The sequence below is a fragment of the Desulfobacula sp. genome (assembly GCF_021107415.1).
This window is the reverse complement of record NZ_JAIOSW010000174.1, coordinates 1-12,700: the sequence shown is the minus strand read 5'-3', so window position 1 is coordinate 12,700 and position 12,700 is coordinate 1. Positions and strand designations below refer to the sequence as shown.

The following is a 12,700-nucleotide window of genomic DNA, read 5'->3' as shown; positions in this document are numbered from 1 at the left end:
AGAAGAGGTAGTGAAAGAAGAAAACTGCCGCGCTGGTTTGCTTGTACCACTTATACCTGTTCCCTGCAGCTGGATTGATGATGACGATGAATAAGCAAGGGGCGTGCACTAAACTAAAAATTCTGATTTTCATTGCAATAAGTCTCTCTATCGCGGGATGGGCAGGTTGCACGACCACAACCACTCATAGCAGGCAAAGTCAGATTCAATTTGTTTCTGAGATGGCACCTGTCGCTCTTGTAAAAAAAATGAACCAATCAGAATTTAAGAAATTCACCAGCAAACAGCAAACAATTGGAAACTGTGTGATGGCAGATACGGTTTACAATTTGTACTGGTTAGATGAATTACAACTGGACTTTGCTGTTGTAAAACCATCCTCAAATGATCAGTATGACTTAATTAAGGTCAAAAAAGTCGGTGAACGGCAGGTGCAAGTAGAAGAGGGTGTCCTCAACAACAAGTCCTACCGAAAGGTTAAGCTGATTAATGAATAATACGAAGAAAGATCCCCTTGAAGTTTTAAAAACGTTTGCAGGACTTTTAGGGTTGATAGCCGGTCTGTTTTCCGCTTCGGGTCTGTTGGCTGTCAGGGCACAGTTGAGTGGTCTTGGCATATCTTCAACAGCTGCCTTGAGTGTTGATGCGTACTTGCAGGAGGGCGGCCGGTTTATCTTTTCAATCGTCGTCCACCTGATAATTCTAACACCACCATTGTATCTTTTGTATGTATTGTTTGCTTCTGTATCGCTTCATATTTCAAAAAAAGGCATTAACCTGAATAATCCTGCCTGGAATCTTATTTCGATTATTATCGTCTCAATGATAAATGTTTTTTTTATGAATTCGCTGTTAAGCCGTGGTGCTGCTTTTGTTGCCGGCAAGACACCCAATATCATGGGGCCTGAAATGATTATATCTTTATATGGTATAGAACTCATTTTACTGGGTAACCTGATATGGTTCTGGATGATATGGCCAAAATCAAAGACCTTATCGCCGGAAAGCATATGGTTCAGGCCCCTGCCATTATTTGCAGGTATTATATTAACCGCACAGCTGGTACTGCTTCCAACCGTATTTGGCCGGGTGGCCATGATTCCTAAGTCCTTTGATGAAGTTGAGATATCCGATATAAAAAGCAACCGGAAAATCAGCGGCCTTTTCATATATTCCGACCAGGGGCAGTATTTCATTTGGAAAAGCGAATCAAAAATACTAATGCAAGTTGCCAAAAATAACCAGCAGGTTCTGGTGTTTTCAACATCGAAAAAACAAAAATAACAGGTCAATATATCATGCGGCTCTTTCTTTTTATTTTGTCATTTGTATTTATGTTCAATCTTTTGTCCGGGACTATAGTCCACGCGATCCCCAGAATTTTATTTGTTCAGATCACGGTAGCAGACCCGGTAAAATATCGTCCGGCCGGGACCGGGAGCAATTTTTTATTAAACGCCTTAGGACTTATAGTCCATAATCTGCCGGAAGAAGAGAATGCATTAATAAGGATATCCGCCTATTTGGATCGTAACAATGACGGACTGTTTGACAGTGGAGAAAAAGAGACAATCCTGTCGTTTTCAAAACAGCGGATAGCAGAACTGAAAATTGATGCCGGACCGGGAAAAAATGTCATCCCCATACCCGGGATAGATCCTGACGGTATTCATCAGCTTCAGGCCGAACTTATGAATCAGGACGGCAACTGGTTGTGCAGTCCGAGCACACTGGTTTTAAGCGAACTTGAACACCCGCGTTTTAATATTGTCAATACCATTGCCGCTGCCAGTAAAAATACATTCTTACGCCTGCTCAATATTTATGATGTCGTTCGTTCTCAAAATGGCCGGTCCGGCTTTGTATACCGCATGGCTTTGAAAAACGGTATCCCGGACGGCGCGGCAAAAAAACTGGTGCTTAAATCCGACAAGATATCGCACATTACCCTGTCGCCGTTTGGTGAAAAAACAGCCTGGATAGAAAGTAATACTGAAGGCTACACGGTGCTGGCCGGCAATAAAGATTTTTCATCTGAACAAAGGGTGTTTGAATCACAGGTTAATATAACCGGGCTTGTATTTATCAATGACGATAGACTGGTGTGCACTTATGATAATAAATTAACATTTTTAACGATCTCATCCGGTCAGAGAAACAGTTATGATCTGCCGGTAAAAAAAATTCTTAAACTTTACTCGACAAGCCTGTCAGCCACTGACGTGGAGATTGTGCTGAAGGTTAGAACCGGATCTCCAAACTGCCCGTGCATTGAAGAATCAATTTCTGTGCGGGTTGATAGTGATGGCCGTATGATAACCGGGCTGCTGCCTGAAAGCGGTCTGTATGAAGCACTGCCTAATAACTTTAATGACCAGATCATATATTTTATTGAACCGTCAGGTAATGATTATGAATTGAAATATATCACAATGTTCGATGAAAAAGTTCATTCATTCGTAAAATGCCTTCAGATCAATTCATTTGCCATTTCCGCCGAAGGAAAAGATATTGCCTGGTTGGGAGTCGATTGTGGAGGTATGCCATGAAGTTCAGACCATTTATAATGATAATCGTTTTTGCAGTAACCGTTTCAGGTTGTGTATCCAGCAGCTACGATACTGCACAGACAATGAAAAACCAGTCCCGGGAGACGATATCTGCGGTGCTAATGCCTGATACTGAGTTCTGGTCAAACGTGCTGCCGAACCAATTGGTTGACCAGGATACCATCAAGAAAATTCGGGATATGAAAATATCAGACTACAGCCAAAGTTCCGAGATGATGTGTCTGTTCCATATTATGAATGGATATTGGGCCTGCCTGGATAAGGATTTCCTCTTGTCCCGTGTTCATTTGAACCAGGCAATGGCACTTGTCAGAGGCTCAAAAGATAAAATGCTGTTGAACGGAGCTTACTCTTTGCAGGCCCTGCTGAAGATTGAAGATAAACCTGCTGGCATCAAACTGGATTTTGCAGCAGACCGGCTTGGAAATCAGCTGCGAAAGGTGATGAATGCAAGTAGAATTACCGGGGAAACCAGTGTCTGGATAAGGCTGTTTGAAGGTTGCCAGGCCTATAAAATGAAGGATGTTTCAACAGCAGTTGAACTGTGGAGCGGGATTGTCGAAAAAAATCAATATCCGGCGGCTGCATCGGGTATGGCCTGCCTCGGGCTGATACACATCTATATCAATAAAGACAGATTAAAAAACAATACGTCAACGTTTGCCCTATCATCAGAACAGGCGCACCTTGCGGTGAGTAAAGCTGATCGTTTTTTTAAAAAGGCGGGCAGCCCCCGGGGACGTGCCAAGGCTTTCATATTAAAGGGCAGACTTGAATATTCAGAGAATCTTGCACACCAAGCAAAAAAATCATTTGATAATGCAAGGTCCATTTTTAGGAAAATCGGCTACAAAAAAGGATTAATGGATGTTGATCATGCACAGGCGGCATGTGAACTTATCGCAGGCTCTCATCAGGCTGCCTGGGGAATTTTAAATCAGAGCAGAAAATCCAGGGACTCGATTGCCTATTCTGTTTCTGAAAAGGTTATGCAGGAGTTCATTGAGTTACATCAAAAATATCCATCAATAATGGACATCGATGAAACGTTTTCATTGGGAAAGAGCCTTGATGCGACGCGCCGTTTTTACCACTGGGCTGATACAAAAGGTGACCCGGCGTTTATTATCCCGGCACTGACAAATCTTATCATCTGCCTTGAGAAGATGGGGTATGTCGAAGATGTGATTTATTACCGGCAGCTGAGAAAAACAGTATACGACACATACCGGAAAGAGGTCTCTTTCCCTGATCGTTTAAAGCACAGTGCCCGGATCGATTTTTCTTATTTGACGTCAACCCTGGGTAATTTGGTTGCTGACAAATACAGAAAAAAATCAAAATCAGACATTCATTTTATTCACACCATGGAGATACTGTACAGGGCCATGGCGGAAAAAGAACTTGAAATGACCGACAAAATCCTGAACCGGACAACTCCACCCAGTGATAAGCAGTCCGCTATTGACTTCATGCTAAAGGAACACAAACAATACTGGGTACAGATAGAAAAGGCCCTGAACCGATGCATCGACGGCCTTAAGCAAATTGATTTTCTGATGTACTCAAAGGCATACAGTGATTTGGTCAGGGAATCTCAGTCCTACAGAAGATATAAAAACAGGAACAACGTTTTTGTCTCACAAAAGAAAAATACCGGTAAAACGTCGATACTGCACAAGGATGAACAAGGCTGTGTATTAGAGTATACACATCATGCCACTCTCATAATTGAAAATCCGGACTATTCATCAGGTGAACTGCTGCATCTGGATATGGTGGAAGACTACCTGCGGAACGTTTTAATTGCAGGGTTTCTCCAAGATGAGGACTTTCTGGATGGGGCTGTCAGTGAAATTATCTTTTTTTATGATAAATATGACAGCAGTTTTACACCGCCTGCGGGTATCGATTTGCCCTCCATATTTGAATATGATGATCAGATCGATCCTGTAAAAATACTTGAAAATCCCCAGGCAGCGGCTGAAAGAAAGATTGAGTTGGAAACCGCACTCAATAAATTTAACGAAAAAATTCTGGAAGAACATGAACGCAGTTTCTGCAAAGATACAGCGGACGAATTCGGCCTGCCTGATACCTGGAATGACACCCGCTACCTTGATGACAACTACAGGCTTGTGGGTGGTGATATAGATATCAAAAAAAACCGGGCTGAAAAAGTTGAGTCTACGGATAGTATGCGGGTGGTTCTCGATTTTGAGTATGACGCTAAATTTTTTCTTCGGAAAGACAGTGCCATGAAAAAAGTACCTGAACCGGAAAACATCCCCGACATGGAAAAAAGGTTGATACAGTCAAAAAATTTGCTCCCTCTGCAAAAACATGAGAGAAGCATTAAAACAGATGAGCTTATTCAGTCATTTCGAACGGCCAGATTAAGAGATTCTTTTCTAAACGGTTTTTTTGGAACAGATACACTAAAACTTGCCGCAGCAGCTTCTGTTTTTCATCATCTGATCACCCCCGGACAGGCTGCATTGGATGCAGATATAGAGCAGATGCAGGATGATGCTGACCAGGAAAACTCATTTACAAAACTTTCCAAGTTTATCGCATCATCAGAAACTCTTGAGAAAATGTTGCGTCAAATGGCAGATGCTCAAAGCCGTTTTCTCTATTTCAGAACAGAAGACAATGATGCTGAAGCTAACATTATCCAATTTTTGGACAATATTTTTAAATATATGCAGGGTTTTATCGACGATCAAAACCTGACATCATTAGACAATTTAGAAATAGGAGATATGGGGAGGCTGTCTGCTTTTATTTCAATTCTATCATATCCTGAACTCATTTATGCACTGCTGAACGATACAGCTAAAATGAAACAAACAGGAGATATGACACGATTGCTGAAGGGGCAGGTCCAAAAAACTTTAAAGGAAAAAACAAAATTTAGTTTAGAGCAAAGGAAAAGAGTACGGCATGCGCAGACAAACATTGTTTTGCACTATCTGTTGAATGGTTCCTATAAAAAGTCAATTGAAGAACTAAGGGTACTTGAGAAACTAATCCCTGACAATGAACATTTGACACATTATCAGGTAAGCTATCTGATGGCTGCATGTTATCAAAGGCTCAACAATTTAGAAAAAGAGATAGAGCACCTTTTTGACAGTATCGGGTCCATTGACATCGTCAGGAACGGACTTCGAAGCAGACAGATGGTGGTCGCACTGGGGCCTTTGCGCCGCACGATATACGGTCGGATTACATCTTGTTTGCAAAGAACTAAAGATATAAAAAAAATAGGGCACCTGATGTCGCTTTACAAACAGCCGGCTTTGCTGCCGGCCGGTGCAATTGCCGGTTCAGCCGGTAGCGATAACGGCTTAACTCAAAGAATGCTGGAAAATATTATTTTTCTTTTTGATGTTCTTTCAAAAACAGATGTACATCAGGAATCAAATACCACAGAAGAAGCTTTGCTGAACCTGATGTCGGCATTGTTGGGGGGAAAGGATAATTTATCAGCAGTTAATGCTGAGTCTGCCAGCCAAGGCAGCTACAAAACATCCAGGCTGTCAATATTAAATACGCTTTGCAATATTCTGGTATCTGAAACAGCATCAAGGATTCCGGATACTGAAATTGTTAAATCCAAGTTTTCATCTGTTATTCCTGAAAATGGACTTTTGATTTCATATTTGGCAGCAGAAAATGGTATCCATTGTTTTACCATTAATAAACAAGGTGAAGTTCACTCTTTTTTTTCACCAGTGCAGATTGCCCGACTGGCTGAATGGGTGGAAGCGTTTCGGTCTGATATCCTTAAACCTTATAAGAAATTTTTTTCATCAGCAGGGCATAACCTTTTTAAAATTTTAATTCAGTCCATACCGAATATGAATAAATATGATCGGTTGTATTTTTGGCTGGACGGCCCTATTGCACAGATCCCCTTCCAGGCGCTAAGGAAAAATGGTAAATCCCCTTACCTGATTGAACATCATACGATCAGTTTTTTAACCGGAAAAATGGGGACATATAATCAGCATAACCGGCCGCCGGAAAAACAGAAAATTCTGATCCTTGCAAATCCAGACGGGACATTGATTGATGCAGAGGCAGAGGCAGAACACATCTCCCAGATAAACAAAAGGGCCAGCATACCTCTTATTGGAAAAGATGCCACGCTTAGAAACCTTTCACACGGTATCCAACAGGCCAAGTGGGTCCATTTTGCTTCTCATGCAAAATTTGATGCTGAAAATCAAAATTTTTCTTTTTTGCAGCTTGCAGACCGCAACCGGCTTTACAGTATAAATCTGGGTAATATCTCTTTTTATAAAAGGAACGTATTTTTAAGTGGCTGTGAAACCGGTTTGGGAGAATACCTGCCCGGGGAAGACCTTTACAGTCTTGCAAATTCTTTTCTGTCAGCAGGTGCAGACGCCGTGATTTCTAGCTTATGGAAAATTGAAAGCCGGTCAGCATCCAGGTTTGTTCAGGAATTTTACAATTTTCCAAATGTGGATGATGACCCAGGTGATGCACTAGCTAAGGTTTCACGGGATTTTATTAACCACAATATCTGGATCGAAAAAGGTGGCAGGGCGTTTTTTTTAGATCATCCTTATTACTGGGCTGCATTTTCTCTGCTTCAACCAATCTATGATTGATAAATGTGTGAATAACAAATAGGGATGACTGAACAGCATTTAATCTTATGATTCGGGGCAATTCGGGGGACACTCATATTATATGCCCAAAAGGGGACCAAAATGGGGCATCTAAGGGGAATTGCAGCATAGTTTTTTGAATGACGAAGTTTCAACCAGGAAAATGAACCGGGCAAACCGGTTATGTATAAAAAGTTTTCCATGATGAAACGATTACACTTGTCCCAGACGGGAACGAATGAATAGAGAAGTGATTAATGGATTCTAAAGATATCATTGAGACATTTGAAGGAAGCATTATTCAGCACGGCAGCTATAATGATCGCATCTATTTGATCAAATTAGCCCCTGAAGCATCCTCAATCACTCCACGCAATCTAATTGATTTGGCAAGAAATAATAATTATTCAAAAATCTTTGCCAAAGTCCCTGAATGCCATTCGGATATATTTTCTGCTGCAGGCTTTGAGGCAGAAGCCCGTATACCTGCGTTCCACGCTGGAAAAATGACAGCCGTGCTTATGGGATTCTACCTGAATGCTGAACGTGCCGAAGAACCTGATTATGGTAAAATGGATGAAATCCTCAAGATCGCTATAGAAAAACAATCGATCAAATCCAAATGCCACCTCAACAATGATTTTACTTTGCGTATTTGCACAGAAGCGGACGCAGCTTCTATGACTAATATTTACAAGACAATATTTCAATCCTACCCTTTCCCAATTCATGAGACTACATATATTCTGGAAACAATGAAAAATCATGTCGATTATTTTGGGGTTGAAGTGAATGGTCGACTTGTCGCAGTTTCATCGGCAGAAATGGACAAACAATCTTCCAACGCTGAAATGACCGATTTCGCCACACTTCCAGAATGGAGGGGTAACGGATTCGCACAATGCCTTCTTCTTCAAATGGAAAAAGCCATGAAGAACAAGGGAATCAAAACAACATATACAATAGCCCGTGCGATGTCTGCGGGGATGAATGTTACTTTTAGCAAGACAGGTTACCGATTTGGCGGAAGGCTGAAAAACAACACAAACATTTCCGGAAACATTGAAAGCATGAATGTATGGTACAAATATTTAATTGGCTAACAAAAGAATGCACCGGCTGCGAAAAATCGCGCAACTATTTTTTGCCTGTGATTCAAGCCGTTCTAGAAAAAGTAAATAGAATTAAAAAAGGGAGATAACCCCAAATGCCATGGATAAATAAAAAATTGTGTACGGGATGCCAAACATGCGTCGATGAATGTTCTGTCGGGGCAATTTCGATGGAAGAAGACATTGCCTTTATAAAAGAAGACGAGTGCATACGATGTGGGGTTTGTCACGATGTATGCCCAGATGATGCAGTTCGTCATGACGGAGAACGAATCCCTGAAGAAGTGCAATCTAATTTAGCTTGGGCAAAAAAGTTGCTATCGCATGAATATTATTCCAATGATAAGACAAAACAAAAACAGCTTATCGATCGTCTGCAACGCTTTTTTGCTAAAAATAAAAAGGTTGCAGAAAGAACCATTGAGCAACTTGGGATTTTACAGAATACGGAATACGCAGACTAAACCAAGACGGAAAATAGTTTTTTATAACATGGCTGTTACAGGGGACGGCAGGGGGGGGGATACCACGAGAGGCTTTCAAGCATTCTTTTTTCCCAGGGTAGAAAAATCTTGAATTCAATAAACAATAAGACAATCCACTGTTCTGAGTGCAATGCTGCCTGCGGCACTGAAGATCTATCCACCATCGACAACCGGCAAGTGTGCCGAAAATGTCTTTTTGGAAATGGTTCACCTGTCACTATCTACCCCATTGGAATTGTAAACAACAATCTTGAAAGGGACCAAACACCGTTTGGAAGAAAAGGGACTAACACGGTTTCTAAAATTGAGCTGTTACCTTCCCAAAAGCGGTTTATGTCCGGGCTTGACCAGGAACCCGAGATTACAATAGTTTACTATCTGCATAAATCCCGTTCGGTTAAGACATTCTTTAAGCGGGGAATTGATGGTAAACAGGTCGGGGTGTTTGCCTCCCGGACCCCGGACAGGCTCTCAAGGATCGGGATCCAGGATGTAAGGCTCCTGGATATCAAGGGCACCACATTGTTTGTTAAAGGACTGGATGCCGTCAGCGGGACTCCGGTGCTGGATATAAAATTAAAAATTTGATTAAGGTGATTCTGATTAACGGGGGCTGGCCAGGGATCAATCCTTGATTTTTGCATTATAGATCCCAACAACGAAAATGAACCGGGTGATACCGGTTATTTTCAAAGTTCACCGATCAAACAAACTGAAATCGAAGTTAATCTATTTTTTGAGGAATGGACCTGAGCAGTTATAAGACAACAGAAAGATCAAGACAGTATTAACGTTTGGCAGATATTTCGGGATGGAGCTATGACATTCACTATTTTACAGGGCAGTTAAGGAGTTTTATTAAACTGAAGTCATTTTATAAAAATTGGGGTGTTGCCTCCCATGAACACTGTCTTGAATTTCCATGTGACAGATACGGTGACTATTTCTCGGATACCTGGTTTCGTGGGATAACCATCCATGTTGAATCTGAAATTATTTTTCAATGGATTTGCCAGATGAGGGTTGCGCCGTATAGTTATGACTGGATCGACAACTTTTGCCGGAAAAGTCCCCAAATCTTAATACCAGGGGTGGACCAGCTTGAAATCGGTCAAAAAATAATGACTATTTTCGATTTGATCGATTTTGAACCCAACAAACACCTGACATTCCGGCTGAATAAAAAGATTCCAAAGATTTTCGGGGATACTATCATCAGTTATATGATTATCCAAAAAAAAAGCCATTTCTGTAGGCTTCTGGTCAAAATTCTTGTAAACTATCCCAAAGGGCTTTCAGGTGCATTCCTGCAATATATTCTGTCATTTGGAGATCTTGTTATGATGCGCAGGCAAATGATCAATTTTAAAATTCTTTGTGAACAGGCCTGACTTTTGGATTTTGAGAAGCAGGTTAAAACGAGCGGAGAATCTTTGTGAAAGAAGATTGTAGGGGGCAGTATTAATTTTAATTGAAACAAAGCAAATACTGGCGGACAAGCCGGGGATTTTCAAATTATCAAAGGAATAAACATGAGCGAATACAAATACTATTTGATTGAAAAAAAAGCACCGATTGCCTGGGTATACTTGAACCGGCCGGACAAAAAAAATGCCATGAACCCTCCGGCATGGAAAGAAGCGCCCGCTGTTTTCGAATCCTTAAACAATGATCCTGATATCCGAGTGATTATTGTTGCGGGTAAAGGTCCGGCCTTCTGTGCGGGTATCGATTTGATGAGCATGGTGGGTGAAATCCCGGAATTGATGGACCCGGCCCAGAAAGGGGGTGTTAAATGTCAGTTGTTACAAAAAATTTATTCCCTCCAGAAAACCATTACCTGTATCGAAAAATGCAGAAAACCGGTAATTGCAGCAGTTCACGGGTATTGTATCGGTGCTGGCCTTGATATGATTACGGCCTGTGATATCCGGTTGGGCTCAAAAGATGCCGTGTTTTCATTAAGAGAAGCCGCTGTGGGATTTGTGGCCGATGTCGGCGTTCTCCAGAGATTGCCCCATATTGTTGGCCAAGGCATCGCAAGGGAACTTGCCTATACAGCAAAAAACATCACGGCTGATCGTGCAAAAGAGGTGCTGCTCCTCAACGAAATTTTTGAAGATCCAGAGGCTTTGATGACAGGTGCCGAAAAAATGGCCATGGAGATTGCAGACTGTTCTCCCCTTGCCGTCCAGGCATCAAAAGATGTTCTCAATCACGGTATCGGCAAGAGTGTAGATGACGGATTAAAATACGTAGCATCAATTAGTACCAATATTATCCCGTCCGATGACCTGTTTGAAGCGGTAACTGCATTCACGGAGAAAAGAAAACCTAAGTTCACGGGGAAATAGCCCATTCCCGTTCCGGTATTATGAACATGCTCCTACATTTTCTATGCAACGTTGCACCCATAAAATACCAACAAATCAAATGAACCGGGTGTGACCGGTTATTTGCAGCGGTTAACAGCACAGGTCTCTCGACGGGCTTTTTTATATCCCGTTTTAAGGTGCACTCAACTTTTAATTCAAATACCGGGTGTTCACTATGCGAACAAACTGGGTAGAAATCCAAAGCTGAGAATTAGAATTTTCTATATTTCGGGGGAATTAAATAACATGCATATATATGTATAACAATCAAAATATTTAGTACATATATATATGGCTTGACAATTTGATTTTGGTTATATATATGTGTACTAAGATTTAGTAAACGTATATATAATTATGAATCACATGAGAAAAAAACAAAAAAAAATAATTCGAGAACAATTGGATGACACCTTAAGTCGTTTTTCAACTATTGCCTCGGTAAACAGGCCGATGAAGGGATGGATTCGTGCCATCCGTGATGTTTTGGGCATGAATATGCGACAATTTGCCGACCGGCTTGGAGTTAGCAAATCTCGAATCCCTCGCATAGAACAGGATGAGATTACAGGAAGCCTTACCCTTAAAACTATGAATCGAGTTGCAGACAAACTTGATTGTGTTTTTGTTTATGGGTTTGTACCTCGGACAAGCTTAGACGATACTGTCAGAAAACAAGCCTCAATTATTGCTCAAAAACGAATGAACAGGCTTATGCACACTATGAGTTTAGAAGCTCAAGAACTTTCATCTAAAAATGCTAAAAAAGCATTTAATAATATGGTGGAAGAAATAATTGATTCGCCTTCTATGTTGTGGGAGAAGGATAAATAATGATTGAGTATGATGATGGTGCTACCCCTCTCGATTATGACGAACTCAAAGGGCTTTTGCCCACACATATTACAACCCGTGGGGAACTCGATTTTTTAGAAATGGGAAATATCAACCAAGCGATCATTTGGAGTGGAAATCTAAAAACTAATGACATTTTAAATATCGAATTTATTTGTAAACTTCACAAACAAATGTTTTCCAATGTCTGGAAATGGGCAGGAAAATTTAGAAAATCCAAAAAAAATATTGGAATCCCATATATTCAAATTGCAGTGGAATTACAAACATTGTGTGATGATTCTCAAGCGTGGATAGAGCATGATACTTATCCTCCTGATGAATTCGCAGCCAGATTTCATCACAGGTTAGTCTTCATACATCCATTTTCAAACGGAAATGGTAGACATGCAAGACTTATGGCAGATTTAATTCTTGAAAAATTATTCACCACAGAAGTTTTCTCTTGGGGAGGAGAGAGTCTTGTTAATCATAATAAAATCAGAAAAGAATATATTAAAGCTTTAAAAATGGCAGATGAGCATGATTATTCTCCTATGACCGCAAATGGCGGTTGGCATTCATTTTGCTTCTAAAGCAAACAAGGAGGACACTTTCATTATCAAGTCAGAATTTTTTATCGCTTTCTTGATTTCAGGCAATATCCTGTCTCTGTTGTTT

The 12,700-nt window shown here is 40.9% G+C and carries 11 protein-coding genes; all 11 read left to right on the top strand.

What is annotated here, in order from left to right:
• Positions 1–77 precede the first annotated feature (77 nt).
• Positions 78–497 carry a hypothetical protein gene (locus tag K8S13_RS09500; RefSeq protein WP_291462206.1) on the top strand — a complete coding sequence of 140 codons (420 nt, stop codon included), beginning with the start codon at positions 78–80 and terminating at the stop codon, positions 495–497.
• On the top strand, positions 490–1,284 hold the full coding sequence (locus tag K8S13_RS09495; protein ID WP_291462205.1) for a hypothetical protein: 795 nt from the start codon (positions 490–492) through the stop codon (positions 1,282–1,284). Before K8S13_RS09500 ends, K8S13_RS09495 begins: the two co-directional genes overlap by 8 nt.
• Positions 1,285–1,298: 14 nt before the next feature.
• Positions 1,299–2,549 carry a hypothetical protein gene (locus K8S13_RS09490; protein WP_291462204.1) on the top strand — a complete coding sequence of 417 codons (1,251 nt, stop codon included), beginning with the start codon at positions 1,299–1,301 and terminating at the stop codon, positions 2,547–2,549.
• Positions 2,546–7,213, top strand: coding sequence for a CHAT domain-containing protein (locus K8S13_RS09485; RefSeq protein ID WP_291462203.1), 4,668 nt, complete (start codon positions 2,546–2,548; stop codon positions 7,211–7,213). The genes K8S13_RS09490 and K8S13_RS09485 overlap by 4 nt, the downstream gene beginning before the upstream one ends.
• A 257-nt stretch (positions 7,214–7,470) precedes the next feature.
• The gene (gene ablB, locus K8S13_RS09480; protein WP_291462202.1) at positions 7,471–8,316 is read left to right on the top strand and encodes a putative beta-lysine N-acetyltransferase; all 846 of its coding nucleotides are present in this window, start codon (positions 7,471–7,473) and stop codon (positions 8,314–8,316) included.
• A 104-nt stretch (positions 8,317–8,420) separates the two neighbouring features.
• The gene (locus K8S13_RS09475) at positions 8,421–8,789 is read left to right on the top strand and encodes a DUF362 domain-containing protein (RefSeq protein WP_291462201.1); all 369 of its coding nucleotides are present in this window, start codon (positions 8,421–8,423) and stop codon (positions 8,787–8,789) included.
• Positions 8,790–8,897: 108 nt separating this feature from the next.
• Complete coding sequence (locus K8S13_RS09470) at positions 8,898–9,398, top strand: TrmO family methyltransferase (RefSeq protein ID WP_291462200.1); 501 nt, start codon at positions 8,898–8,900, stop codon at positions 9,396–9,398.
• 206 nt (positions 9,399–9,604) lie between these two features.
• The gene (locus K8S13_RS09465; protein WP_291462199.1) at positions 9,605–10,201 is read left to right on the top strand and encodes a hypothetical protein; all 597 of its coding nucleotides are present in this window, start codon (positions 9,605–9,607) and stop codon (positions 10,199–10,201) included.
• A 141-nt stretch (positions 10,202–10,342) separates the two neighbouring features.
• Positions 10,343–11,164 (top strand): crotonase/enoyl-CoA hydratase family protein, encoded by an 822-nt coding sequence (locus K8S13_RS09460; protein WP_291462198.1) that lies wholly within the window; start codon positions 10,343–10,345, stop codon positions 11,162–11,164.
• Between the two features lie 387 nt (positions 11,165–11,551).
• On the top strand, positions 11,552–12,019 hold the full coding sequence (locus K8S13_RS09455) for a mobile mystery protein A (protein ID WP_291462197.1): 468 nt from the start codon (positions 11,552–11,554) through the stop codon (positions 12,017–12,019).
• Positions 12,019–12,615: a mobile mystery protein B gene (locus tag K8S13_RS09450; RefSeq protein ID WP_291462196.1), complete on the top strand. Its 597-nt coding sequence runs from the start codon at positions 12,019–12,021 to the stop codon at positions 12,613–12,615. The genes K8S13_RS09455 and K8S13_RS09450 overlap by 1 nt, the downstream gene beginning before the upstream one ends.
• Positions 12,616–12,700: the final 85 nt, after the last annotated feature.

Excerpts from the sequence above, each read along its gene's own strand:
- K8S13_RS09500 (WP_291462206.1), top strand. The coding sequence starts at position 78 with ATGATGACGATGAATAAGCAAGGGGCGTGCACTAAACTAAAAATTCTG.
- K8S13_RS09495 (WP_291462205.1), top strand. The coding sequence starts at position 490 with ATGAATAATACGAAGAAAGATCCCCTTGAAGTTTTAAAAACGTTTGCA.
- K8S13_RS09490 (WP_291462204.1), top strand. The coding sequence starts at position 1,299 with ATGCGGCTCTTTCTTTTTATTTTGTCATTTGTATTTATGTTCAATCTT.
- K8S13_RS09485 (WP_291462203.1), top strand. The coding sequence starts at position 2,546 with ATGAAGTTCAGACCATTTATAATGATAATCGTTTTTGCAGTAACCGTT.
- ablB (WP_291462202.1), top strand. The coding sequence starts at position 7,471 with ATGGATTCTAAAGATATCATTGAGACATTTGAAGGAAGCATTATTCAG.
- K8S13_RS09475 (WP_291462201.1), top strand. The coding sequence starts at position 8,421 with ATGCCATGGATAAATAAAAAATTGTGTACGGGATGCCAAACATGCGTC.
- K8S13_RS09460 (WP_291462198.1), top strand. The coding sequence starts at position 10,343 with ATGAGCGAATACAAATACTATTTGATTGAAAAAAAAGCACCGATTGCC.
- K8S13_RS09455 (WP_291462197.1), top strand. The coding sequence starts at position 11,552 with ATGAGAAAAAAACAAAAAAAAATAATTCGAGAACAATTGGATGACACC.
- K8S13_RS09450 (WP_291462196.1), top strand. The coding sequence starts at position 12,019 with ATGATTGAGTATGATGATGGTGCTACCCCTCTCGATTATGACGAACTC.